This is a genomic window from Hafnia alvei (assembly GCF_034424155.1).
Taxonomy (GTDB): domain Bacteria; phylum Pseudomonadota; class Gammaproteobacteria; order Enterobacterales; family Enterobacteriaceae; genus Hafnia; species Hafnia alvei.
This window is the reverse complement of the sequence record NZ_CP139992.1, coordinates 1,357,147-1,381,838: the sequence shown is the minus strand read 5'-3', so window position 1 is coordinate 1,381,838 and position 24,692 is coordinate 1,357,147. Positions and strand designations below refer to the sequence as shown.

Genomic DNA, 24,692 nt, shown 5'->3' with positions numbered 1-24,692 from the left:
ATAAGCGCCTTCGGGCGCTTTTTTCTTGCTGAGTACCGTGGCGAATAATCACAAAAATTCACACAACTAATAAATAATCACAATGCATAATTAAACAATCTGTGTTCACGAGTTCACACACTTCATTACAACACTAACTCATAAATGGTTTACAGTTATTTGGACTAATTTTCTTTTCCCTTTATGGAATTACATTGATGAACAAATTTTCTAAATTGACTCTTGCTGCATCAGCGCTCGTTTTTTCTGGTTTCGCTTTAGCATCCAGCAATACTAGCGGAAGCACTCAACCGGAACCTCAGCAAGATCCAATGATCCAGCATCTGCATTTAAATCAATCTCAAGTGGATAAGATTAAAGCCCTGCGGACTGAAACAGATAAGAAAATGGCCTCTATTGATACAAAAGATATCCAGAATGGCCTACTAATCGATATTATTGATTCAGGTAAATGGGATGAAACAGCGGTTAAGAAACAAATTGCGGCTTTCGGTAAAGCACAAGAGCAGGCTCGCTACTATCGTATGCAGTATTTCTTTAATTTGAGCAAAATCTTAACTCCAGAACAAAAAGCACAGGTTAAAAGCGATTTAGCACAAGAAATGCAGCAGCAGTAAAACTGCTATCGGATTTTATCTAGTAAAAAGCCCACTCCGTGAAGTGGGCTTTTTTGTAAAACAGCTGATTAACCGCGACGTGCTTTCACGGCCTGTGCTAATTGGCGCAGTACCGTTTCAGTATCATCCCAACCAATACACGCATCAGTCACGCTTTTGCCATAAACCAGAGGCTCTGTGCCTTCTAGGTTCTGGTTGCCTTCTTCAAGATGACTCTCGATCATCACGCCCATAATGGCTTTATCACCCGCTTCCAGTTGGTGGCAAACGTCAGTACAAACATCTAGCTGCTTTTTGAATTGTTTGCTGCTATTTGCATGGCTGAAATCAATCATCACCTGCTCAGCCAAACCGGCTTTCTTTAGCCCCGCTTTCACTTCCTGTACATGTGCAGCGCTGTAGTTTGGCTCTTTACCACCACGCAAAATAATATGGCAATCGCCGTTACCGCTGGTATTCACAATCGCAGAGTGACCCCATTTGGTGACTGACAAGAAGCAATGCGCCGCGCTTGCCGCGTTGATCGCATCAATAGCGACTTTGATGGTGCCATCGGTGCCGTTTTTAAATCCAACAGGACATGACAAGCCTGAAGCCAGCTCGCGGTGAACCTGTGATTCCGTAGTGCGCGCACCAATAGCGCCCCAGCTCATGAGATCCGCCAAATATTGTGGCGTGATCATATCAAGGAATTCACCCGCCGTTGGCATACCAATATCATTGATATCCAACAGTAATTTACGCGCAATGCGTAAACCGTCGTTGATCTGATAGCTGCTGTCCATATGCGGATCGTTGATTAATCCCTTCCAGCCCACGGTGGTGCGTGGTTTTTCAAAATACACGCGCATCACAATCTCAAGCTCACCGTTGAGTTCTTGGCGTAGCTTGAGCAGGCGCTGCGCGTATTCTTTGGCGGCTTCAATATCGTGAATTGAGCATGGGCCGATAATCACCAGCAGGCGATCGTCTTTGCCTTTGAGGATTTGATGAATTGCACCACGGGCCTGCGACACCGTCTCTGCTGCAAACGCCGTTGCCGGAAACTTCTCTAACAAGGCAACAGGTGGCAGGAGTTCCTTAATTTCTTTAATGCGTAAATCGTCGTTCTGGTAATTCATAACTATTCCGTTGGTGTCGAAGGGGATTAATAGGCGAATCTCCAATCTAGCCGTTTTACGCGGCAATTGTAAACGGGGTTTGTTCAACAATTTCTTGATTTAAGCCCCCGACAGCCTAGCAACTACGGTCATCACTTCATCATGAGTCATCATTGATGCTGATTTTAAACGTATTAATCAGCATAGATGGATATTGAACAGCCTAAGAAAAAGCAACTCCAACAACAAAATTTCTTCCTCACATAGAAGCCTTTTCCGCATAAAATAGTTTCATCAGGTTACAAGCAATCAATCGTGCAAAGATTTGTAGCGCATTCATTCACTATTATTATTTTTAATAAAATTCTTAATTTATAATTCAGCATAGGTTTCAGGTCGGATGCTTGCTTAGTTTTCTCTGTCGCATTTATAATCATGCGAACACATCATAGAGAAATACCGTGCAATGGACAGCAAGACACTGGGTAAAATAACACAATCCTTCATTTGCTTTAGCATTTTTATACTTTGGTATTTTATTTCTTATGTTTCACTATTGCTTAGTAACTATAAAGCACTCTATCAAAGTGGGTATCTCATCCCATTTATGAGTTTTGCACTTTGGACACCTTTTTCTTACATCGCAATAAGAAAATATTCGTTTCACTACAAAGACATCAACAAGGGCAGTATCGATATAAAAAGCGCGCTATTTTTTATCTTTTTTATCATCACGCTAAGGATAATATCCGCTTTTTATGATAAGCCCGAAGTGTGGACTGAATCGATAGTTACTTATTCCAGTTTTTCTTTTTTCCTGTTCTCTTTTTGTGTTTGCTTCTTAGCCCCTATTTATGAAGAGATCGTATTTCGTGGTTTTCTTCTCAATGCATTTCTTTTATGGGGGCCTAAAGTAAAAGTTTATGGGATAGTATTAACATCTCTCTTATTCAGTCTTATGCATACTCAATATAACTCTCCCACGACCTTCATAGAGTTATTCACTTTTTCCGTCATATTATGTTATGCAAGAATATACAAAAATGGATTACTGCTTCCTATATTTCTGCATTGTATTTTTAATTCATTTGCAACTATATTGGTCATATTAAGCAGATAGATGACAAATATTTCTGACACCTTCTTAGGCAAAAAAACGTTAGAGAACGTTCCGTATCAGCCGTCCTGTGCTTAAACTATAGTTATATAGTTAAAATCTAAAGCGTATTAAGGACAAAAGATGCCAGCTCATCAACATTCTCACTCCCCACAAAGCAGCGACAGTAAACGCTTGATACTGGCTCTGGCCGTCACCGCCATCTTCATGGTGGTTGAAGTTATCGGCGGGCTTATTTCAGGCTCGCTGGCGTTGCTCGCCGATGCTGGTCATATGCTAACGGATACTGCAGCCCTGTTTGTTGCGGTTATCGCCGTGCGCTTTGCCGCTCGTTCACCGACTCTGAAACACTCATTTGGTTTTCTGCGTTTCACCACGCTTGCGGCATTCGTTAACGCCGCCGCGTTGGTGGTGATTGTTTTCATCATCGTATGGGAAGCGGTCAAACGCTTTATGTCGCCCGAGCCTGTGATGGGAGGGACAATGCTAGCCATCGCCATTGCAGGTTTGTTGGCGAATATTCTCTCATTCTGGCTGCTTCATCACGGTTCTGAAGAGAAAAACATCAACGTTCGTGCTGCCGCGCTGCACGTTATGGGCGATCTTTTAGGCTCCGTGGGTGCCATCGTGGCGGCGCTGGTCATCATGTGGACGGGATGGACCCCCATTGACCCTATTCTTTCCGTCGTCGTCTCATGCTTGGTTTTACACAGCGCATGGAATTTGCTGAAAGAAAGCACTAACGAACTTTTAGAAGGCACACCAGAAGATGTCGATGTACCGCAGCTCCAGCGAGCGCTATGCAATGTATTTCCCGAGGTGCGTAATGTACATCATGTGCACATTTGGCAAATTGGCGAACAGCGCTTAATGACGCTGCACGTACGAGTGATTCCGCCACACGATCATGATGGTCTTTTAGACCAGATCCAGCATTATCTTGCAGAACACTATCAGATTGGGCACGCAACCATTCAAATGGAATATAACGGCTGTGAGGAACATGACTGCGATCTTATGACTCAGGTAAAAATGCCCTCAGGCCATTCTCATTCGCATAGCCATGGGCACACACATGAGCACACAGACTAAGTAAGCAATCACAAACATCTTCGCGAAAAGCAAATGAAAAAAGGGAACCTCGCCATATCGCTTCGAGGTTCCCTTTTTTATCGTTATATCATCCCTATCAGGCCACGCTCATCGTTGGCTGCTGAGTGGGACTCAATGCACGCATCGCTTTTAACGCCTCTTCTGCGCGAGTCAGCACTTGCTTACATTGTTCTGCCGTAATGGTGAGCGGCGGTTCTATACGAATAGACTTAGAGTTATTCAGCGTTCCAGCAACCAGCACGTTGCGCTGGAACATCTCGCGAGAAAACGCATAGCCTACCTCGCTTTTGATAAACTCAATCGCCTGCATGAGCCCTTGTCCACGCACTTCCATCATAAACTCAGGATACTGCGTTGCTAAGCGACGGAACCCATCCATTAACTGCTGGCCACGCTCGGTTGCTTTCGCGGGAAGATCTTCAGTTAACAGCACATTGAAGGTCGCCAGCGCTGCCGCACAGGACAACGGATTACCACCAAAGGTCGTAGTGTGTAGGAACGGATTATCAAACAGGACAGAGAAGACTTTTTCGTTCGCAACCGTTGCACCAATTGGCATCACACCGCCGCCAAGAGCTTTTGCGAGGCACAGAATGTCTGGAGTAACATTTTCATGCTCACAGGCAAACATCTTGCCAGTACGGCCCATACCGGTTTGCACTTCATCGAATATCAGCAATGCGCCATATTCATCACAAAGCGCTCTGACCGCCGGTAAATAACCTTTCGGTGGCAAGATAACCCCACCTTCACCTTGGATAGGCTCGAGCAGAACAGCGGCAACGTCGTCACCGGTCTTCTTGCACTCATGCAACTGAGTGCGCAGGGCTTCAATATCCCCAAAAGGAACATGATGGAAACCGGGTAACAGAGGCATAAACGGACGACGGAAAATAGACTTCGCAGTTGCGGACAGTGCGCCTAACGATTTACCGTGGAACGCACCGGTCGCAGCAACAAAAGTATATTTACCATGCGGCGATTGATACGCTTTAGCTAGCTTCAGCGCGGCCTCAACGGATTCGGTTCCGCTATTACAGAAGAACGTATATTTGAGATCGCCCGGCGTAATCGCCGCCAAGGTTTTCGCCAACATAGAACGTAGTGGATCAAGGAGTTCTTGGCTGTGCAGCGGCTGTTTCGCCAACTGACTTTCTACGGCGGATATAACTTTTGGATTACGGTGCCCTACATTAAAAATACCGAATCCACCCAAGCAATCGATATACTCGTTCCCCTGAGTGTCGACAAGCGTGTTTAGACCGCTGGCTTGCCATTCTACGGCTCCGTAATCCCCGCCTGCCGTGACTGATTTCCGATATTCCAAGAAACCAGGATTGACGTACTCCCTGAAGTTGCTCAGGACTTCTTTGTTTAAAGCCACCATTTCATCATGCGTTAGCGACTTTTTTTCAATCCAGTTCAATGCCTGCTGAGTACACTCTAGCGGGTTAAGTACCACGTTTGTTCGAGACAAAATGTGCTCCTGAATTCGTCGACATCACATGACGTCAGTTTAAATATTGCACAAATTGCACCAAACGCAGCCCGCTAACGCATTTCGAAAGAAAATAGTTATTTAATAGAACCAACAGGATTAACGCTGTTTAAGAAAATGAATACTGGCAGAAAAAATCGACACGCTAAATAGTCTAACGGCATAAAATTGCCAATCGGAGTGTGTGCTCACCATCACAGTGCAAGCATGAACTATAGCAGCGCATTTTGGGTTTCGCTCTTTTTTGGAAAGCGTGTAAATAAAAATTCATAAAAAAGGCCTGAGACACAGTGCTCAGGCCATAGTTAATACTCACATTTTTGCTGTAGCCGTTAGGCGCCAAGCCACTTAGGCATTACCTTTCACTTTGAGCTTGAGATCGCTTGCAAACTGTAACATGCGATCCAACGGCATCAGAGCGCGCTCACGCAGCGCAGCATCAACATTGATTTCATGCATGCTTCCACCCTGTTCTAATCCCGTAGCAATGGCCTGAAGGCCATTCATTGCCATCCATGGGCAATGGGCACACGTTCGACAGGTTGCGCCTTCGCCCGCCGTTGGTGCCTCTAACAAAATTTTATCTGGGCATGCCTGCTGCATTTTGTAAAAAATGCCGCGGTCAGTCGCCACTATCATCTGCGGGTTAGGCAGCCGCTGAGCAGCTTGAATCAACTGGCTGGTTGAACCAACTGCATCAGCCATGTCGACGATACTCTGAGGCGATTCAGGATGAACCAGAATGGCTGCATCAGGATAAAGCAGCTTCATTTGCTCTAATGCCTGAGTTTTAAACTCATCATGAACAATACAGGCACCTTGCCAACACAGTATATCCGCACCGGTTTGGCGTTGAACATAACGACCTAAATGGCGATCGGGAGCCCAGATAATTTTTTCGCCCAGGCTATCGAGATGCTCAATCAGCTCGACTGCAATGCTGGATGTGACCACCCAATCAGCTCTCGCTTTCACTGCGGCCGACGTGTTGGCATAAACCACCACGGTTCTATCCGGGTGCGCATCGCAGAATGCACTAAACTCATCAACAGGACAGCCAAGATCGAGCGAGCATTCAGCCTGCAGCGTTGGCATCAATACCTGCTTTTCAGGGCTGAGGATCTTTGCCGTTTCCCCCATAAAGCGAACGCCGGCGACAAGCAAAGTCGTCGCTGGATGATCTCGGCCAAAACGCGCCATCTCTAATGAATCAGACACACAGCCACCGGTCTCTTCTGCTAATGCCTGAATTTCTGGATCGGTATAGTAATGTGCGACTAGAACCGCGTTACGTTGCTTAAGCAGCGTTTTGATTTTCTCGCGGTAGAAGCGTTTTTCATCTGGAACCAGCGGTGTTGGCTTGGGTGGAAAAGGGTATACCGCAGCATTTGGGTCAAACATCGCGCTATAGCTCATCTTGGAGGGTTGATTGTTTGGCGAGTATACAACAAATGATTAACACAGGTGAGCACTAATTAGACTTTTTGTTTTGTATACTAAACATAGTTAGTCGAGATAGGCCAAATTCAGGCCAGAAATGGTAGGTTAGCGTGAGATTGTTTAGTATCGGTAAGAAATGGCACTAAAGTGATATTTGGTTAGGATGACTCGGCTGCGCCTCGCCCTTCGGATCGTCGCAAGCGACGTTCAAAACACTAACGTGTTTTGTCGAACCTGAACGCAGGCTCTTACCCACACGACAAGCGAACTCTGTATATATATAGATTATTTAAAGCGATGAAGGTACTAAAAGAAATGGTGGGTCGTGCGGGGATTACTCGGCTGCGCCTCGCCCTTAGGGTCGTCGCAAGCGACGTTCAAAACACTAACGTGTTTTGTCGAACCTGAACGCAGGTTCTTACCCACACGACAAGTGAACTCTGTATATATCTAGATTATTTGAAACGATGAGGGTACTAAAAGAAATGGTGGGTCGTGCGGGATTCGAACCTGCGACCAATTGATTAAAAGTCAACTGCTCTACCAACTGAGCTAACGACCCGCTGTAGCGGAGTGTAACTCTCTTCGAATGGTGGGTCGTGCGGGATTCGAACCTGCGACCAATTGATTAAAAGTCAACTGCTCTACCAACTGAGCTAACGACCCATTCGAGAGTGCTACTTCAGTAGAAAACCGTTTGATGCTCAAACATAATAAATAAATGGTGGGTCGTGCGGGATTCGAACCTGCGACCAATTGATTAAAAGTCAACTGCTCTACCAACTGAGCTAACGACCCATTTATTTATCTGGCTTACTACCTTAAAACTAAATCATTTTGAAATGGTGGGTCGTGCGGGATGACTCGGCTTTCGCCTCGCCCTTCGGGCCGTTGCTTCGCAACGTTGTCTCGCTTTCGCTCGACTCGAACCTTTACGGTTCTCACCCACACGTCTTACCTATTTCTACTATTTTTGAATGGTGGGTCGTGCGGGATTCGAACCTGCGACCAATTGATTAAAAGTCAACTGCTCTACCAACTGAGCTAACGACCCATTTCAAAAATTGTTGCCTGAATCACTCTGTTTCAGTTTGTCTGGGCAACGGCGGCATATATTACCCATTTATCAGGACAGCGCAACCAAAAATTTTAATAATCAGTTCAATTGATTGCACTTCGTACGTTCAGGCCCATAAATTAAACAAATCGTCTACTTCTGAGCCTGAAAATACGCTTATGATGCAGCAATACGTTTTTGAGCCTGCTTCGCAGCATCGCTCGTTGGATATTGCTTAATAACCTGCTGATAGACGGCTTTGGCTTTATCAGCCTGCCCTTTCTCCTGCATGATCACCCCAACCTTGTACATCGCGTCGGGCGCTTTCGGGGATTTAGGGTAATTTTTAACAACTACGGCAAAATAATACGCCGAGTCATCTTTTTTACCTTTGTTGTAAAAAAGTTGCCCCAGCCAATAATTTGCATTTGGCTGATAGGTCGAATCTGGATATTGCTTAACAAAGCTTTGGAAGGCGGTAATTGCCTGATCGTTCTGCTTTTTCACCAACACCAAATCTACCGCACGGTTGTAATCCGTGTTGGCATCACCACTGCTAGCTGGTGCAGTGCTCGCTACAGGGGCTGCCGTAGTGCTAGAAGCATCAGAAGCCGTCGAGGCTGCGGCGGCCGAATCTGCGGCTGCGGCACCTGTATTGGCACTACCTTGACTGTCTAACTGCAAGAGGATCTGTTTTTGACGTTCAACAACTTGATTCAGTTGATACTGACTTTCTTGGATTTGACCACGAAGAGAATCAATGTCGCGCTGGTTATCGGAGAGTTGCTGCTGGAGCTGAGAAAATAGTTGACCCTGAGCATTGGTTATACGCTCAAGTGAAGTGACTCGGTCTTCAACCGAGCCGGAGCCGACGCTACTGATTGGTGCTTGGGCAATAGCGGCCCAGGGGGCCGCTATTCCAACCAGTAACGACAGACTCAACAAGTGAAGTCTGAAGTTACTGCTCATGCGATACTCGTCTTACTAACTATTAGTAAACCAGTACGGCACGACGGTTTTTAGCATAGGCTGCTTCGTCGTGGCCCAGTACTGCTGGTTTTTCTTTACCGTAAGAAACGATAGAGATCTGATCAGCGCCTACGCCTTTACCTTGCAGGTACATCTTAACTGCGTTAGCACGACGTTCGCCCAGGGCGATGTTGTACTCAGGAGTACCGCGCTCATCCGCATGACCTTCTACAGTCACTTTGTAAGATGGGTTGTTACGCAGGAAAGCAGCATGCGCATCCAGCATCTGAGCGTAGTCAGAGCTCACATCGTACTTGTCCAGACCGAAGTAAACGATGTTGTTTTTCTGGAGTTCTTGCATCTGCAGACGAGCCTGTTCTTCAGAAGACAGGTTGCTGCTGCCGTTTTCCATACCGTTACCAGCGCCAGCACCCATTGCTGATTGATCGTCGTTCGCATTTTTATGTGAACTACAAGCAGCTACAGCCATGATAGGCAGTGCCAACATCAGCCCCTTCAGAACTTTGTTCAGTTGCATCTCTTTGATCCTTTTATAATTTGCTATACATATCTTTTTATACATGCATCACAGATACGGCGACCAGGCAGGGAATTTCACCTGTCCATCGGTTGCCGGAAGACGCGCTTTGAAACGCCCGTCGGTCGAGACTAGCTGCAACACGGAACCCAGTCCTTGAGTAGAACTATAGATAACCATGGTACCATTTGGCGCGATACTCGGCGTTTCGTCTAGGAACGTGCTGGTCAAAACTTGATTCGCATTCGATCCGAGATCCAGTTTAGTGATGTGCTGTGAACCGCCGCTAGTGCCAACCATGACAAGGAACTTGCCGTCAGAACTTACGTCGCCATCCTGATTCTGAGAACCTTCCCAGGTCAGACGTTCAGGCGCACCACCATTAATATTCACTTTATAAATCTGTGGACGTCCACCTTGGTCAGATGTAAATGCCAAAGTTTGACTATCCGGGAACCATGAAGGCTCCGTATTGTTGCTACGGCCATCAGTAACCTGACGAATTGAGCCAGAGCCCAAATCCATAACATACAGGTTCAAGCTACCTGTTTTAGACAGCGCGAACGCCAACTTGCTGCCATCTGGAGAGAACGATGGCGCACCGTTGTGGCGTGGGAATGACGCTACCTGACGGATTGCTCCGTTAGACAGAGTCTGAATCACCAGCGCTGATTTACCGCTTTCGAAAGTCACATAAGCCAGTTTGCTACCGTCTGGAGACCACGCCGGAGACATCAATGGCTGTGGTGAGCGGTGAACAACAAACTGATTATAGCCATCGTAGTCAGCAACGCGCAGTTCATAAGGGAACTGGCCGCCGTTAGTCTGCACAACATAGGCAATACGGGTACGGAATGCGCCTTTAATACCGGTCAGCTTTTCAAAAACTTCATCGCTGCTGGTATGTGCCGCATAGCGTAGCCACTGCTTGGTCACTTTGTACTGATTCTGAGACAGAACGCTGCCAGGGTTACCAGAGGTATCAACCATCTGATAAGAAACCATATAGCCGCCATCTGCGCTTGGCTGAACCTGACCCACCACGACCGCATCAATACCCAATGCTGTCCACGCTGCCGGAGTCACTTCAGCAACCGTCGTTGGCTGCTGTGGCATACGGTTGGTGTCAATCGGGTTGAATTTACCGCTGTTGCGTAAGTCAGCCGCGACAATCCCACCGATATCTTCAGGAGCAGAACCCGGTCCCATCCATTTGAAAGGCACTACACCGATCGGACGAGCGGTATCAACACCCTGAGTAATCACTATTCGGACTTCCGCGTGGAGCACACTGGCCCACAGGATTAATAGTCCCATCGCTACACGAAACGCCTGCTTCATCATATCTCCCTTATCTGACCCCGATGGCCACGATAATTTAGCAGAATTTTAACAAACCAACGCACACAAAACTACATATTGCCCAGTGTAACCATCATATAATTCCGAAACTTTACCTTCACTATATGTTGCTTTACTTCGGCTTTATCTAATGCACTGTTATTCAAACAAAATTAGTCAAATCAATTCGGTTTAAAATCAACGGGCGCATTTTTAAATATCTGGTAAATGGCGTCACTTGGCGGCTTAGGATATTTCGCCATTCTCGCAGCTGCAACCGCCGCCTGACAAAGCGCAGGATCGCCACCTTCAGAAGTCACGCTTAACAGCATGCCATCCGACGCGAGCTTAATACGCAGGTTACATACTTTGCCGCTAAAGCTCGGATCTGTATGGAACTTACTTTCAATCGCCGCTTGAATCTGTCCAGCGTAGTTACTGATATCTGCGCCAGAAGCTCCACTCGTTTTGCTATTACCTTTTCCTGCCGCGCCAGCTTTGCCAGAAGTCCCCGCAGCACCTGCGGCTCCCCCACCCTTCGGCGCGTTTTTGCCATCAGCGAGGCCATCAAACAGGTCGTCAACGCCTTCTGCGGCTTTCGCAGCGGCGGCGGCATCGGCCTTTTTCTTGGCATCTGCGGCTTTTTTCGCAGCGGCTGCGGCTTTAGCTTCAGTATCTGCTTTCGCTTTAGCATCTGCGGCAGCTTGTTTTTTCGCTTCAGCTGCGGCTTCTTTCTTAGCGTCTTCAGCCGCCTTCTTCGCCTCATCAGCAGCCTGTTTTTTGGCTTCTTCAGCGGCTTTCTTAGCATCAGCTGCAGCTTGTTTTTTCGCTTCAGCTTCGGCCTGTTTCTTCGCCTCTGCTGCCGCTTTCTTAACTTCTTCTTCCGCTTGTTTCTTCGCGGCAGCGGCAGCAAGCGCTGCCTCTTTGGCTGCTTCCTGCTTCGCTTTAGCCGCTGCTAAAGCAGCCTCTTTCTTAGCGTCTTCTGCTGCCTTTTTCACTTCTTCCGCAGCCTGCTTTTTAGCTTCTTCAGCCGCCTGTTTGGCGTCTTCTGCAGCTTGTTTAGCATCTTCCTGCGCCTGAATTCTCTCTTTTTCCAGCTCTTTTAGACGCTGCTGTTCCTCAGCCTGTTTTTGTTGTAGTTCTTCAGCCTGCTTTTCGGCTTGTTTTTTACGCTGCTGTTCTGCACGACGCGCATCACTTTGCTGCTGTTGCTGGCGATCATTATACTGTTGAACCATTGCACCGGAATCAACCATGACCGCGTCAATGGCAGAACCGCCGCCACCGCCGCCGCCAGCACTTATCGTTGAATCCTGCATCATTGAGCCCCAGACTAATAACGCTATCAGGACAATATGCAAAATGATTGAAACGATGACAGAGCGATTTAGCTTATCGTTTTTCTCAGATGCCTTTACCACGATTCAGTTTCCAAGAGCCAGTATCCCGGAGCCGGTTTCCAAAAGCTCAGTTAAACAAATTAAGTGCCAAATATCCTCTGCGCAAAATGCAACACGCAGCCTATAAACAGGCTGCATGCTAGCGCTTTAGTACAGGAATTCCAACACGGATTTCATGCTTTTTTACAGCAATCAGATCGGCTGCGTCATTAACCCTACAGAGGCTACGCCTGCCTGATGCAAAAGATTCAGCGCCTTAATGATTTCGTCATAAGGTACATCTTTAGCACCACCGATCAAAAATACGGTTTTTGGATTAGCTTTAAGCTGAGATTGCGCTTCCGCAACAACCTGCTCCGCTGGCAGCTGTTCCATACGATTATGATCAACCACAACCGCATATTGGCCAATGCCAGACACTTCAACGATAACCGGTGGGTTGTCGTTGGTGCTTACCGTTTTTGAATCCGTTGCGTCGGGTAAATCAACCTCAACGCTCTGGGTGATAATCGGCGCTGTCGCCATAAAAATCAGTACCAGAACTAATAACACGTCCAGTAACGGAACGATGTTAATTTCAGATTTGAGCTCGCGACGGCCACTTGATCTCGCCATGCTAACCTCCTACTTATTTAGATTCGGTAGCAAAAGCCTGACGGTGCAGAATGGCAATGAACTCTTCCATAAAATTGGTGTAATTCTGTTCAAGCTTATTCACACGCTGATTCAGACGGTTGTAGGCCATAACCGCTGGGATTGCAGCAAACAGACCGATCGCCGTTGCGATCAATGCTTCTGCAATACCTGGAGCAACCATTTGCAGGGTTGCCTGTTTAACAGCACCCAAACCGATAAAGGCATGCATAATCCCCCAAACGGTACCGAACAGGCCGATATACGGGCTGATTGAACCAACGGTACCCAAGAACGGGATATGCGTTTCCAAACCTTCAACTTCGCGATTTAATGAAATGCGCATCGCACGCGTTGCGCCTTCAATCACGCCGTCCGCAGCATGGCTGTTTACACGGTGTAAACGCGCAAATTCTTTAAAACCAGAATGGAAGATTTGCTCTGAGCCAGTCAGGCTATCACGACGAGTTTGGCTTTCCTGATACAGACGAGATAACTCAATTCCCGACCAGAATTTATCTTCGAAGGCTTCAGCATCACGCGTGGCCGCATTCAGGATGCGGGTACGCTGAATGATGATGGCCCAAGAGGCGATAGAGAAGCACACCAAAACCAGCATGATAAGCTTTACCAGCAGGCTCGCCTTCAAAAATAAATCGAACATGTTCATGTCAGTCACTGCTTAAACTCCGCGACAATAGACTTGGGAAGCGCAATAGGCTTCATTTGGTTTTGATCGATGCATGCAACCAACACATCAGCTTGGCTTAAAATTTTGCCTTGCGAATTGATGATACGTTGGGCAAACGTGAGAGAAGCCCCTCGTATGGCGGTAATCTCAGTCTCTACCTCCAGCATGTCATCCAGACGTGCAGGTGACAGATACTCTACCGTCATGCGACGGACAGCAAAAGCGACATGCTCACTCAGCAATTGTTGCTGACTGAAATTATGTTGGCGCAGCATCTCTGTGCGCGCTCTTTCATAAAAAGCGACGTATCGTGCGTGATAAACCACGCCCCCGGCGTCCGTGTCTTCGTAATATACACGTACCGGCCATCGGAAGATCATAATACTCACTCTACATCTCAGAAATGCAAATTAACGCGGTTACTATACTCACTTGAAAACGGGTTGGGAATGGGGGAGGTAGATGAGAACGAAAATAATTATGGATCAATCATGGACCCATAATTATTTTGAAGAATTACTAACCGTTCTTGACGTTAACTGAAGAAGTGTAACAAACCGGCCAGCAGAATAATCACGGCAGGCAATGGAGAGAACACGGCTTTCCACAGACTGCGGTAAGGACGAAAACCTACGCCATGTATCACACCGGCGCAAACCGCCCACATAATTAATAGCCCTTGCCAAATCTCAAGCTCACTGGTCTTGGCGGCAAAACGCGATGGGTCCCAAAAAACACAAAACGCCACCACTAATGCCAGAACCAGTGAAAGGGCCCGTAACGGGCCCTTGTCCATGATCTGATAGAGCTTATCAGATAAGTTAGCCATTACTCGGCGTCTTTCGCCGTTGCCTTGGCTTCGCTGTTTTCAATCGCCATCGCTGTAATGATAGCGAAGAAACAAGCCAGAAGCGTTCCTAAAATCCAGGCAAAATACCACATGGTTATCGCTCCTTAATAAAGTGAGTGCGTGTTTTCTTCGATATATTTTTTGTCCAAACGGCCGAACATTTTGTAGTAACACCAGATGGTGTACAGCAGCACAATTGGAACAAAAATAATCGCAACCACGGTCATCACTTGCAGAGTCAGCAAGCTAGACGTCGCATCCCACATGGTCAGACTCATGCTTGGGTTGGTGATAGAAGGCATCACGAACGGGAACATGGTCACACCGGCGGTCAGGATCACACAGGCAATGGTCAGAGAGGAGAACAGGAACGCCCAGCCACCTTTCTCAACGCGTGAGCACAACGTTGTCAGCAACGGCAGTACCACACCCAGCGCAGGCAGAGCCCACAGGATTGGGTACTTGTTGAAGTTCAACAGCCATGCACCGGCCTGATGAGCAACTTCTTTACGCAGTGGGTTAGACTGGGCCGTAGTATCGATAGCAGAAGTAATCACATAACCATCAATGCCTTTCACCAGCCAAACGCCTGCCAGCAAGAATGCGACTGCCATGACCAGAGAACAAATCTGCGCCGCAGTACGAGAGCGCAAATGCACTTCGCCCGAGGTTTTCATTTGCAGATAAGTTGCGCCCTGAGCCAGCAACATCGTCAAGCTTACCACACCCGCCAACAGGCCAAACGGATTCAGCAGTTGGAAGAAGTTGCCTGTGTAGTAAAGACGCAGGTATTCATCAATATGGAATGGAACACCCAACAGCAAGTTACCGAATGCCACGCCGAAGACGAGTGCAGGCACGAAGCTACCAATAAAGATGCCCCAGTCCCACATGTTACGCCAGCGTGTACTCTCGATCTTAGAACGGTAATCAAAGCCAACCGGACGGAAGAACAATGACGCCAGTACTAAAATCATAGCAACGTAGAAGCCGGAGAATGCAGCCGCGTAAACCATTGGCCATGCAGCAAACAGCGCACCACCCGCGGTTACCAGCCAAACTTGGTTACCTTCCCAGTGAGGGGCAACCGCGTTAATCATAATACGGCGTTCGGTATCGGTCTTACCGATGATACGGGAGAGCACACCTACCCCCATATCAAAACCGTCGGTGACTGCGAATCCAATCAGCAGCACACCAACGAGCAGCCACCAGACAAACCGCAATACTTCATAATCAAACATAGCGTGGACTCCTGTTAGCGCGCTTCTACTGCATTCGTCTGTTCAAAATGATAACGACCGCTCTTCAGGCTGCTTGGCCCCAGGCGAGCAAATTTGAACATCAAATACATTTCTGCGACTAAGAACAGCGTGTACAGACCGCAGATCAGAATAATGGAGAACAGCAGATCGCCCGTTGTTAGAGAAGAGTTCGCCACCGCGGTCGGCAATACTTCACCGATAGCCCATGGTTGACGACCATACTCAGCAACAAACCAGCCCGCTTCACAGGCAATCCAAGGTAAAGGAATACCCAGCAATGCCGCACGGTGCAGCCAGCGTTTTTTACCCACGTTACCGCGAACAACGCTCCAGAAGGACAGTGCAATGATCAGCAACAGCGCAAAGCCACATGCCACCATGATGCGGAAGGCAAAGTACAACGGAGCAACTTTAGGAATAGAATCTTTGGTTGCGGCCTGAATCTGCTCTTCACTTGCCTGAGATGGGTTATCAGTATAACGCTTCAGCAGCATACCGTAGCCCAAGTCCTGCTTGGTTTTGTTGAAGGCATCACGCACGGTAGGATCGGTGTTACCGGTACGTAGTTCCTGCAGCAACTCGTAAGCTTTCATACCATTACGGATACGAACCTGATGCTGAGCCATCAGCTCTTTCAGGCCAGTCACTTTCTGATCAAGCGAACGCGTCGCGATCAGGCCCAGTGCGTAAGGAATTTGAATCGCATATTCGTTGGTCATGGTTTCCTGATTAGGGATACCAAACAGAGTAAACGATGCTGGAGCCGGTTGGGTTTCCCACTCTGCTTCAATCGCTGCCAGTTTGGTTTTCTGTACGTCACCCATCTCGTAACCGGATTCATCACCCAGAACGATAACAGACAGAGACGCAGCCAGACCAAACGCCGCGGCGATAGCAAATGAACGCTTAGCAAAGGCGAAATCACGGCCTTTCAGCAAGTAGTAGGAACTGATACCCAGAACGAACATGGCACCGGTCACGTAGCCCGCAGAAACGGTGTGAACGAATTTCACCTGAGCAACTGGGTTTAATACCAGCTCAGAGAAGCTCACCATTTCCATACGCATGGTTTCAAAGTTGAAATCCGACGCGATTGGGTTCTGCATCCAGCCGTTAGCCACCAGAATCCACAGTGCAGACAGGTTGGAACCTAACGCAACTAACCAGGTGGCTGCCAAGTGCTGTACTTTGCCCAGACGATCCCAGCCAAAGAAGAACAGACCAACAAAGGTAGATTCAAGGAAGAACGCCATCAACCCTTCAATGGCCAACGGCGCACCAAAGATGTCTCCAACGTAGTGGGAATAGTATGACCAGTTAGTCCCGAACTGGAATTCCATGGTTAAACCCGTGGCAACCCCAAGCGCAAAGTTGATACCAAACAACTTGCCCCAGAACTTAGTCATATCTTTATAAACTTGTTTGCCCGTAAGAACGTATACCGTTTCCATGATGGCCAACAAGAACGCCATACCCAGCGTTAGTGGCACAAACAGGAAGTGGTACATCGCCGTTAAGGCAAACTGTAACCGTGACAGTTCGACAATATCCAACATCTTGACTCCTTGCTCCTCGCAGGAAGACTCCGACTTGCGGCAACACGGCTCCCGTTCGAGTACGGAAGTCACATAACTACCAGCAGTGAATGCCCTTCAACAACAAATTGGAACCTCCCCCAATTCTCGGCAGCCTACGCTTTCCAAATCTTAGCAACGGGTGTTGAGGTAAAACCTCTCCATCAGCATAGTTCAGAAAACGTTTGCAACGAAAAACCGAAGGAAGATAACAAATATAACAATAAAAACGACTCAGTATTACAGACGAGTAAATAGTACCCCGCCATTCCCACACAATAAATAGGTATTTTCATGTTAGGAATTAGATTTGTGTATTTAGGTCACGTTTTAGGCAAATGGTTATAATTACCCAAAATTGATCTGCAACAAGATTAGCAAAACCCACTGTTTAAGGCACTATTTCTGGCATTTTTTTATAGGAATTTCATTGATCTATGTTAAGCAAAAGTATCATAAACGTATTCATGGTTACTTATTGTTAATTGATTGTTATTTATTCGGCATCCTGTTTCTTTTCCGTGATTTTTTATTTTCATTACGCGCTATTTTCAATAACAGAGTAATAAAGCAACGTGACAAATCGTCAGTAAGCAAAGTGGAAACGTTACGCAAACAGGTAAGAAGTTAATGGCGAAAGAAGCAATAGCGCAGAGTTGATGGAGCATAAAATATCGCCATTTTTCTCTGTGTGGCGAAGGAATTGCAGTGGTCATTTAACCGCGATACGGAATGTTGTTGCTCAGGGTATAAAAAAGGGCCACCGAAGTGACCCAACATGTCGAAACTTTTCTGTTTCTTTCAACAAACAGCGTTCAAACGTGATGTTTGAACAAGACTTAACGCAATACTGTTTTCACGGCGTTGCCAATTTCGGCCAAGCTGCGTACGGTTTTCACCCCTGCTGCTTCCAACGCTGCAAATTTTTCGTCCGCAGTACCTTTCCCACCAGCAATAATGGCGCCTGCGTGGCCCATACGTTTACCTTTAGGCGCAGTAACACCCGCGATATAGCCGACTACAGGCTTAGTCACATGCTCTTTAATGTATGCAGCAGCGTCTTCTTCAGCGTTACCGCCGATTTCACCAATCATCACAATCACTTCAGTCTGCGGATCTTCCTGGAACAGTTTCAGGATATCGATGAAGTTAGAGCCTGGGATGGGATCGCCGCCGATACCGACACAGCTAGACTGGCCAAAACCGATATCTGTCGTTTGCTTAACGGCTTCATAGGTCAAGGTACCAGAACGAGACACGATACCCACTTTACCCGGCAGATGGATGTGACCAGGCATAATACCGATCTTACATTCACCCGGAGTGATAACGCCTGGGCAGTTTGGACCGATCATGCGAGCATCGCTCTGTTCCAGCTTCGCTTTCACCACCAGCATATCCAGAGTCGGGATGCCTTCAGTGATACAGATGATCAGCTTAATACCTGCATCAATCGCTTCCAGAATGGAATCTTTGCAGAAAGGCGCAGGGACATAGATAACCGACGCCGTTGCACCTGTCGTTTCAACTGCTTCACGCACGGTATTAAATACTGGCAGACCCAGATGTTCGGTGCCGCCTTTACCTGGCGTAACACCGCCAACTAATTTAGTACCGTAGGCTAGAGCCTGTTCAGAATGGAAGGTGCCCTGACTGCCGGTAAAACCTTGGCAGATCACTTTGGTATCTTTATTAATTAAAATGGACATTATTTCCCCTCCACGGCAGCAACAACCTGCTGCGCAGCATCCGTTAAGCTTTTCGCTGCAATAATATTCAGACCGCTGTCAGCCAGTTTTTTCGCACCCAGCTCAGCGTTGTTACCTTCTAAACGCACCACAACCGGTACGTTAACGCCCACTTCAGCTACCGCACCGATAATCCCATCAGCGATCAGGTCACAGCGCACAATGCCGCCGAAGATATTAACCAGCACCGCTTTCACTTTCTCATCGGAGAGAATAATTTTAAACGCTTCAGTCACACGCTCTTTGGTTGCACCGCCGCCAACGTCTAAGAAGTTAGCGGGTTCGCCGCCGTGCAATTTAACGATGTCCATGGTACCCATCGCTAAGCCAGCACCGTTCACCATGCAACCGATGTTGCCGTCTAGCGCAACGTAGTTCAGTTCCCACTGTGCAGCCTGAGATTCACGCGCATCTTCCTGAGAAGGATCGCGCATTTCACGCAGTTCAGCTTGGCGGAACAGCGCATTGCCGTCAGCGCTCAGTTTGCCGTCTAAACAAATCAGATCGCCCTGCTTGGTGATAACCAGCGGGTTAATCTCAACTAAAGCCAGATCGCGCTCAAGGAACAGCGTCGCCAGGCCCATAAAGATTTTGGTGAATTGACCGACTTGTTTGCCCGTCAAACCCAGTTTGAATGCCAGCTCACGCCCCTGATAAGGCTGTGGGCCAGTCAGTGGATCAAGTGCAGTTTTATGGATCAAGTGTGGCGTTTCATCAGCCACTTTCTCAATTTCCACGCCACCTTCGGTGGATGCCATGAACACCACGCGACGTGTGCCACGATCGACAACCGCGCCCAGATACAGCTCTTTATCAATATCCGTTGCGCCTTCCACCAGAATCTGGTGAACCGGCTGACCCAGCGCATCTGTCTGGTAAGTCACTAAACGCTTACCTAACCAGTTCTCAGCAAAAGCACGGATCTCTTCTTTAGATTTAACCAGCTTAACGCCGCCCGCTTTACCGCGGCCACCAGCGTGAACCTGACATTTCACCACCCACGGGCCGGAACCGATTTTGGATGCTGCTTCTTCTGCTTCGCGAGGTGTGGTGCAGGCATAACCGACCGGTGCCGGTAGACCATACCGAGCAAACAGTTGTTTGGCCTGATATTCGTGTAGATTCATGATGTTCTATCCATTTAATTATATTTGTGGATATGACCCGCTGTTAGCGAATCAGTGCATAGCGTCTTTACTTCAGTAGGGGTTCTCCATCCCCCGCACACCTGAAAGGAGCACGGGGAGGAGACTTGGCTTATACGTCCAGCAGCAGACGGGCCGGATCTTCCAGCATCTCTTTCACCGTAACCAAGAAGCCTACGGATTCGCGTCCATCGATCAGGCGATGATCGTAAGACAGAGCCAGATACATCATTGGCAGGATCACAACCTGACCATTCACCGCCATCGGACGATCTTTGATCGCGTGCATGCCCAGAATCGCGCTCTGCGGTGGGTTGATGATCGGAGTAGACATCAGTGAGCCAAATACGCCGCCGTTGGTAATGGTGAAGTTACCGCCGGTCAGTTCTTCAACTTTCAGTTTGCCATCACGACCTTTCACCGCGAGTTCTTTAATATTTTTCTCAATGTCAGCCATACCCAACGTATCAACGTTGCGCAGCACTGGCGTTACCAAGCCGCGTGGCGTGGACACCGCAATGCTGACGTCGAAGTAGTTGTGATAAACCACATCTTCGCCATCAATAGAGGCGTTCACTTCTGGATAACGCTTCAGCGCTTCCAACACCGCTTTGATGTAGAAAGACATAAAGCCCAGACGCACACCGTGGCGTTTCTCAAACGCTTCGCCGTACTGCTTACGCATGTCCATGATTGGCTTCATGTTGACTTCGTTAAAGGTCGTCAACATCGCGGTGCTGTTTTTCGCTTCCAGCAAACGCTCAGCCACACGCTTACGCAGGCGGGTCATCGGAACGCGTTTTTCAGTACGAGCGCCTAATGGAGCGGCGGCTGGTACTTCTGGCTCAGCCGCTTTGGCGGCTTTAGGTGCTGAAGCTAAATGTTTGTCAACGTCTTCGCGGGTCAGACGGCCACCCACGCCGGTGCCTTTGATGTCAGCGGCATTCAGAGAATGCTCGGCTAACAGGCGACGAATGGCTGGGCCTTGTGCATCACTGCTACCGTCTTCCAGATCCGCCGTATGGCGTGAGGCCGGTGTTGATTCAGACGATTGCGCTTTGTCAGTGGTCGGTTTGCCGGAAACATCAGCCGGACGCAAACGGCCCAACAGCTGGCGAGAAAGTACGGTTGCACCCTCTTCTTCCAGAATGGCATCCATAATGCCGGCTTCCGGCGCTGGCACTTCCAGAACAACTTTGTCGGTTTCGATTTCAACGATCACTTCATCGCGGGCAACGGTATCGCCCGGTTTTTTGTGCCACGTTGCAACCGTAGCGTCGGCAACGGATTCAGGTAGGTCAGGGACCAGAATTTCTACGCTACTCATGCTATATCCTTTTTTATAACCAATTTTTTTGCAGAACTGGGCGCTTATGCGCCCAGACTCTTATTCCACGTTCAGCGCGTCGTTAACCAGATCTTGCTGCTGTTTCTGGTGAACCGACATATAACCCACAGCCGGCGAAGCCGATGCCGCACGCCCCGCATAACGCAACGATGCTCCAAAAGGAATCACTTCACGGAAGTTATGCTGGCTACAGTACCAAGCACCTTGGTTCAGTGGTTCTTCCTGACACCAGACAAAATCGTGTACGTGGGCATAAGGGGCAAATGCATCCTGAATCGCCTGGTGAGGGAATGGATACAGCTGTTCGATACGCACAATCGCCACGTCTTTCTGTTCGTTTTTGCGACGTTGTTCCAACAGGTCGTAGTAAACCTTACCGGAACACATCACCACACGCTTAACATCTTTTGGATCGATTTCATCAATCTCGCCAATCACCGGCTGGAAGCTGCCATTTGCTAGCTCTTCCAGAGAAGATACCGCTAACGGATGGCGCAGCAAGGATTTAGGCGACATCACAATCAAAGGGCGACGCATTCCGCGTAGCGCCTGACGACGTAGCATGTGATAAACCTGAGCCGGCGTAGACGGAATACAAACCTGCATATTCTGGTCAGCGCACAGTTGCAGATAGCGTTCTAAACGTGCAGAGGAGTGCTCAGGGCCTTGGCCTTCATAGCCATGTGGCAACAGCATCACTAAACCACACAGACGACCCCATTTCTGCTCGCCGGAGCTGATGAACTGGTCAATCACCACCTGCGCACCGTTGGCAAAGTCACCAAACTGCGCTTCCCAGATGGTCAGCGTGCGAGGTTCTGCGGTGGCGTAACCATATTCAAAGGCTAAAACAGCGGCCTCAGACAGCACGGAGTCCCAAACTTTGAAATCACCTTGGCCGTTATGCACGTTTTCTAGCGGAATATACACGGAGCCATCTTTCTGGTTATGAATCACTGAATGGCGGTGGAAGAACGTACCACGCCCGCAGTCTTCGCCAGAAATACGTACTGGAACACCTTCATCCACTAAGGTGGCGTAGGCCAAGTTTTCAGCCGCGCCCCAGTCAAACAGTTTGTTACCTTCAGCCATCTCGGCACGGTCGCCATAAATTTTGGCCACACGCGACTGCATTTCAACCGATTCTGGTGCACGGCTGATACGACGAGCCAAATCCTGCAAGCGTTTTAGCTCAACGGTGCTTGGATAAACTTCATCCCACTCATGGTTCAGGTAAGGAGACCATGTGAAGGTATGCATGTTCATCGGACGCCACTCGTCCACCACACACTCGCCGCGATCCAACGCGTCACGATACAGGTTAACCATTTCCGTGGCATCTTCGAGAGAGGCAACGCTCTGCTCGGTCAGCTTATCAGCGTAAATTTTACGCGGGGTCGGATGTTTTTTGATTTTCTGGTACATAACCGGCTGGGTTGCACTTGGCTCATCAGCTTCGTTATGACCATGGCGGCGGTAGCACACCAGATCGATCATCACATCACGTTTAAAGGTGTTACGGAAATCGAGGGCCAAACGCGTTACAAAGGCAACGGCTTCAGGATCATCCGCGTTAACGTGGAAGATCGGCGCCTGAACCATTTTCGCGATGTCAGTACAGTACTGAGTTGAACGCGCGTCTTTCGGATTAGAGGTGGTAAACCCGATTTGGTTGTTGATAACGATGCGAACAGTACCGCCCACTTCGTAACCACGCGCCTGAGACATGTTCAGCGTTTCCTGCACAATGCCTTGGCCTGCGATTGCCGCATCACCGTGAATGGTGATTGGCAGAACCATGTTGCTACGCGCTTCGTCCAGACGATCGCGACGGGCACGTACCGACCCCATGACCACAGGGCTCACAATTTCCAGATGCGACGGGTTAAACGCCAACGCCAGATGCACCAAACCGCCTTCGGTTTCAACGTCAGACGAGAAGCCCATATGGTACTTAACGTCACCGGCACCGAGGTGTTCTTTATGTTTACCGGCAAATTCGTCGAACAGATCCTGCGGTTTTTTACCCAACACGTTAATCAGCACGTTCAGGCGGCCACGGTGCGCCATCCCGAGAACGGCTTCACGCGTACCGTTTTTACCCGCATGGCGGATCAGCTCTTTGAGCATAGGCACCAACGCGTCGCCGCCTTCCAGTGAGAAGCGTTTCGCGCCAGGGAATTTTGCTCCCAGATAGCGCTCCAGCCCTTCCGCTGCGGTTAACTCACGCAGGAAACGCTGTTTTTCTTCTTGAGTAAAGGAAGGCTGACCGACAACAGATTCCAAACGTTGCTGAATCCAACGTTTTTCTTCCGTGTTGGTGATGTGCATATATTCTGCACCGATGGAACCACAATAAGTCTGCTTAAGCGCCTGATACAGATCGGACAGCTTCATTGTCTCTTTGCCGATGGCAAAAGAACCAACGTTGAACGTCTGATCAAAATCTTCTTCGGTCAGGTTGTGGTAGGACGGTTCCAGATCGGGCACCGCATCCTGCTTCCACAAACCTAATGGATCCAGATTGGCTTGCTGATGACCGCGAAAACGGAAGGCGTTGATCATCTGCAACACCTTGACCTGCTTAGCATCCGTATCAGGGTCGTTTAGAGAGAGATTAAACCGGGACGGGTCTTTCGCCAGACGGCGGAAGTAGTCTCGTGTTTGAGAGTGGAATTGTTCCGATTTCAGGCCGATCGTCGGCAACTGTTGGAAAATTTCCTTCCAGCTCAGATCCACCGAGTCAGGATCGGTGAGATAGTCTTCATAGAGCTGCTCTATGTAGGACTGGTTTGCGCCCGCCAGATAGGAGGAATCCAGCCAGGCCTTCATTGCGCCGTTCTGCATCATGATCCCTTAAGCTGTTTTCAGCTTTAGTTTTCGCCGTGATAAACATCATGCTTTTAACAAATGCTCGCATCCAACCGAGTGTTATTAAAAACATTTATCGTAATTACATACATCGCAATTACTTTACCGTAACTATCTTATAGTAATTGCACCTATCGTCAGATGACTCTATGTGCTTTTTGTGACGAAGATACATCACCTGTTGCAAAAATGTGTCTTGCGTCTTAGTACTACCTATTGCAACCCCTCTCATCCTCCCTTTTCAAGGAGGGAGAGGTTCGCATAAATCCAACGCTAAGCGCTGGAATTTTAAATAAATATCCCCTAAATAATTCGAGTTGCATTTAGGCGGCAAGTTTGTGAAGCCCTAGTCACAGAGATAACTATGTGACTAGGGT

21 protein-coding genes, 4 tRNA genes and 3 other RNA genes are annotated in these 24,692 nt (G+C 48.2%); 3 read left to right on the top strand and 25 right to left on the bottom strand.

Annotated features, from left to right (window positions below):
• The first annotated feature begins 197 nt into the window (after positions 1–197).
• On the top strand, positions 198–617 hold the full coding sequence (locus U0008_RS06475; RefSeq protein WP_025800726.1) for a Spy/CpxP family protein refolding chaperone: 420 nt from the start codon (positions 198–200) through the stop codon (positions 615–617).
• Between the two features lie 68 nt (positions 618–685).
• Here the strand turns inward: U0008_RS06475 and aroG are convergent, their stop codons facing one another.
• Positions 686–1,738: a 3-deoxy-7-phosphoheptulonate synthase AroG gene (gene aroG / locus U0008_RS06470; protein WP_025800725.1), complete on the bottom strand. Its 1,053-nt coding sequence runs from the start codon at positions 1,736–1,738 to the stop codon at positions 686–688.
• Between the two features lie 445 nt (positions 1,739–2,183).
• Between aroG and U0008_RS06465 the strand changes: the two genes are divergently transcribed.
• Positions 2,184–2,837, top strand: coding sequence for a CPBP family intramembrane glutamic endopeptidase (locus U0008_RS06465; RefSeq protein ID WP_043491919.1), 654 nt, complete (start codon positions 2,184–2,186; stop codon positions 2,835–2,837).
• A gap of 120 nt (positions 2,838–2,957) precedes the next feature.
• Positions 2,958–3,926, top strand: coding sequence for a CDF family zinc transporter ZitB (zitB, locus tag U0008_RS06460; protein WP_043491917.1), 969 nt, complete (start codon positions 2,958–2,960; stop codon positions 3,924–3,926).
• A gap of 97 nt (positions 3,927–4,023) precedes the next feature.
• Here the strand turns inward: zitB and ygjG are convergent, their stop codons facing one another.
• The 24 genes from ygjG to sucA form a co-directional block, all read right to left on the bottom strand.
• The gene (ygjG, locus tag U0008_RS06455; protein WP_025800722.1) at positions 4,024–5,424 is read right to left on the bottom strand and encodes a putrescine aminotransferase; all 1,401 of its coding nucleotides are present in this window, start codon (positions 5,422–5,424) and stop codon (positions 4,024–4,026) included.
• A gap of 369 nt (positions 5,425–5,793) precedes the next feature.
• Positions 5,794–6,861, bottom strand: coding sequence for a quinolinate synthase NadA (gene nadA, locus U0008_RS06450; protein WP_043491914.1), 1,068 nt, complete (start codon positions 6,859–6,861; stop codon positions 5,794–5,796).
• Positions 6,862–7,033: 172 nt separating this feature from the next.
• A non-coding RNA gene (locus tag U0008_RS06445) (RtT sRNA) lies at positions 7,034–7,157 on the bottom strand.
• A gap of 44 nt (positions 7,158–7,201) precedes the next feature.
• A non-coding RNA gene (locus U0008_RS06440) (RtT sRNA) lies at positions 7,202–7,327 on the bottom strand.
• Positions 7,328–7,371: 44 nt separating this feature from the next.
• A tRNA-Lys gene (locus U0008_RS06435) sits at positions 7,372–7,447 on the bottom strand.
• A gap of 28 nt (positions 7,448–7,475) precedes the next feature.
• Positions 7,476–7,551 (bottom strand) — tRNA-Lys (locus tag U0008_RS06430).
• 56 nt (positions 7,552–7,607) lie between these two features.
• Positions 7,608–7,683, bottom strand: a tRNA-Lys gene (locus tag U0008_RS06425).
• A 45-nt stretch (positions 7,684–7,728) separates the two neighbouring features.
• Positions 7,729–7,850, bottom strand: a non-coding RNA gene (locus U0008_RS06420) — RtT sRNA.
• Positions 7,851–7,863: 13 nt separating this feature from the next.
• A tRNA-Lys gene (locus U0008_RS06415) sits at positions 7,864–7,939 on the bottom strand.
• Positions 7,940–8,119: 180 nt separating this feature from the next.
• The gene (cpoB, locus tag U0008_RS06410; protein WP_043491907.1) at positions 8,120–8,911 is read right to left on the bottom strand and encodes a cell division protein CpoB; all 792 of its coding nucleotides are present in this window, start codon (positions 8,909–8,911) and stop codon (positions 8,120–8,122) included.
• A 22-nt stretch (positions 8,912–8,933) separates the two neighbouring features.
• Positions 8,934–9,449 (bottom strand): peptidoglycan-associated lipoprotein Pal, encoded by a 516-nt coding sequence (gene pal / locus U0008_RS06405; RefSeq protein ID WP_025800719.1) that lies wholly within the window; start codon positions 9,447–9,449, stop codon positions 8,934–8,936.
• Positions 9,450–9,497: 48 nt separating this feature from the next.
• Complete coding sequence (gene tolB, locus U0008_RS06400; protein WP_025800718.1) at positions 9,498–10,790, bottom strand: Tol-Pal system beta propeller repeat protein TolB; 1,293 nt, start codon at positions 10,788–10,790, stop codon at positions 9,498–9,500.
• Positions 10,791–10,972: 182 nt separating this feature from the next.
• A complete protein-coding gene (gene tolA, locus U0008_RS06395) occupies positions 10,973–12,211 on the bottom strand; it encodes a cell envelope integrity protein TolA (RefSeq protein WP_043491904.1) in 1,239 nt (412 codons plus the stop codon).
• A 171-nt stretch (positions 12,212–12,382) separates the two neighbouring features.
• Positions 12,383–12,805, bottom strand: a complete 423-nt coding sequence (gene tolR, locus U0008_RS06390) for a colicin uptake protein TolR (RefSeq protein WP_004096609.1) — start codon at positions 12,803–12,805, stop codon at positions 12,383–12,385.
• A gap of 13 nt (positions 12,806–12,818) precedes the next feature.
• On the bottom strand, positions 12,819–13,493 hold the full coding sequence (tolQ, locus tag U0008_RS06385) for a Tol-Pal system protein TolQ (protein ID WP_202209954.1): 675 nt from the start codon (positions 13,491–13,493) through the stop codon (positions 12,819–12,821).
• A gap of 5 nt (positions 13,494–13,498) precedes the next feature.
• A complete protein-coding gene (gene ybgC / locus U0008_RS06380) occupies positions 13,499–13,903 on the bottom strand; it encodes a tol-pal system-associated acyl-CoA thioesterase (protein WP_025800716.1) in 405 nt (134 codons plus the stop codon).
• 146 nt (positions 13,904–14,049) lie between these two features.
• Entirely contained in the window at positions 14,050–14,343 is a 294-nt protein-coding gene (ybgE, locus tag U0008_RS06375; protein ID WP_025800715.1) for a cyd operon protein YbgE, read from the bottom strand.
• The gene (cydX, locus tag U0008_RS06370) at positions 14,343–14,456 is read right to left on the bottom strand and encodes a cytochrome bd-I oxidase subunit CydX (RefSeq protein WP_020303871.1); all 114 of its coding nucleotides are present in this window, start codon (positions 14,454–14,456) and stop codon (positions 14,343–14,345) included. Before cydX ends, ybgE begins: the two co-directional genes overlap by 1 nt.
• Positions 14,457–14,468: 12 nt before the next feature.
• The gene (gene cydB / locus U0008_RS06365; protein ID WP_043491900.1) at positions 14,469–15,608 is read right to left on the bottom strand and encodes a cytochrome d ubiquinol oxidase subunit II; all 1,140 of its coding nucleotides are present in this window, start codon (positions 15,606–15,608) and stop codon (positions 14,469–14,471) included.
• Between the two features lie 14 nt (positions 15,609–15,622).
• Entirely contained in the window at positions 15,623–17,185 is a 1,563-nt protein-coding gene (cydA, locus tag U0008_RS06360; protein ID WP_025800713.1) for a cytochrome ubiquinol oxidase subunit I, read from the bottom strand.
• Between the two features lie 857 nt (positions 17,186–18,042).
• Positions 18,043–18,912: a succinate--CoA ligase subunit alpha gene (gene sucD, locus U0008_RS06355; RefSeq protein ID WP_025800712.1), complete on the bottom strand. Its 870-nt coding sequence runs from the start codon at positions 18,910–18,912 to the stop codon at positions 18,043–18,045.
• A complete protein-coding gene (gene sucC, locus U0008_RS06350) occupies positions 18,912–20,078 on the bottom strand; it encodes an ADP-forming succinate--CoA ligase subunit beta (protein ID WP_025800711.1) in 1,167 nt (388 codons plus the stop codon). The genes sucD and sucC overlap by 1 nt, the downstream gene beginning before the upstream one ends.
• A gap of 130 nt (positions 20,079–20,208) precedes the next feature.
• Positions 20,209–21,423, bottom strand: a complete 1,215-nt coding sequence (gene odhB, locus U0008_RS06345; protein WP_043491888.1) for a 2-oxoglutarate dehydrogenase complex dihydrolipoyllysine-residue succinyltransferase — start codon at positions 21,421–21,423, stop codon at positions 20,209–20,211.
• A gap of 60 nt (positions 21,424–21,483) precedes the next feature.
• Complete coding sequence (gene sucA / locus U0008_RS06340; protein ID WP_025800709.1) at positions 21,484–24,291, bottom strand: 2-oxoglutarate dehydrogenase E1 component; 2,808 nt, start codon at positions 24,289–24,291, stop codon at positions 21,484–21,486.
• Positions 24,292–24,692 lie beyond the last annotated feature (401 nt).

Excerpts from the sequence above, each read along its gene's own strand:
- cydX (WP_020303871.1), bottom strand. The coding sequence starts at position 14,456 with ATGTGGTATTTTGCCTGGATTTTAGGAACGCTTCTGGCTTGTTTCTTC.
- cydA (WP_025800713.1), bottom strand. The coding sequence starts at position 17,185 with ATGTTGGATATTGTCGAACTGTCACGGTTACAGTTTGCCTTAACGGCG.
- tolB (WP_025800718.1), bottom strand. The coding sequence starts at position 10,790 with ATGAAGCAGGCGTTTCGTGTAGCGATGGGACTATTAATCCTGTGGGCC.
- ybgE (WP_025800715.1), bottom strand. The coding sequence starts at position 14,343 with ATGGCTAACTTATCTGATAAGCTCTATCAGATCATGGACAAGGGCCCG.
- tolQ (WP_202209954.1), bottom strand. The coding sequence starts at position 13,493 with ATGAACATGTTCGATTTATTTTTGAAGGCGAGCCTGCTGGTAAAGCTT.
- sucC (WP_025800711.1), bottom strand. The coding sequence starts at position 20,078 with ATGAATCTACACGAATATCAGGCCAAACAACTGTTTGCTCGGTATGGT.
- cpoB (WP_043491907.1), bottom strand. The coding sequence starts at position 8,911 with ATGAGCAGTAACTTCAGACTTCACTTGTTGAGTCTGTCGTTACTGGTT.
- zitB (WP_043491917.1), top strand. The coding sequence starts at position 2,958 with ATGCCAGCTCATCAACATTCTCACTCCCCACAAAGCAGCGACAGTAAA.
- odhB (WP_043491888.1), bottom strand. The coding sequence starts at position 21,423 with ATGAGTAGCGTAGAAATTCTGGTCCCTGACCTACCTGAATCCGTTGCC.
- pal (WP_025800719.1), bottom strand. The coding sequence starts at position 9,449 with ATGCAACTGAACAAAGTTCTGAAGGGGCTGATGTTGGCACTGCCTATC.
- U0008_RS06465 (WP_043491919.1), top strand. The coding sequence starts at position 2,184 with ATGGACAGCAAGACACTGGGTAAAATAACACAATCCTTCATTTGCTTT.
- aroG (WP_025800725.1), bottom strand. The coding sequence starts at position 1,738 with ATGAATTACCAGAACGACGATTTACGCATTAAAGAAATTAAGGAACTC.
- sucD (WP_025800712.1), bottom strand. The coding sequence starts at position 18,912 with ATGTCCATTTTAATTAATAAAGATACCAAAGTGATCTGCCAAGGTTTT.
- sucA (WP_025800709.1), bottom strand. The coding sequence starts at position 24,291 with ATGCAGAACGGCGCAATGAAGGCCTGGCTGGATTCCTCCTATCTGGCG.
- tolR (WP_004096609.1), bottom strand. The coding sequence starts at position 12,805 with ATGGCGAGATCAAGTGGCCGTCGCGAGCTCAAATCTGAAATTAACATC.
- cydB (WP_043491900.1), bottom strand. The coding sequence starts at position 15,608 with ATGTTTGATTATGAAGTATTGCGGTTTGTCTGGTGGCTGCTCGTTGGT.
- nadA (WP_043491914.1), bottom strand. The coding sequence starts at position 6,861 with ATGAGCTATAGCGCGATGTTTGACCCAAATGCTGCGGTATACCCTTTT.
- U0008_RS06475 (WP_025800726.1), top strand. The coding sequence starts at position 198 with ATGAACAAATTTTCTAAATTGACTCTTGCTGCATCAGCGCTCGTTTTT.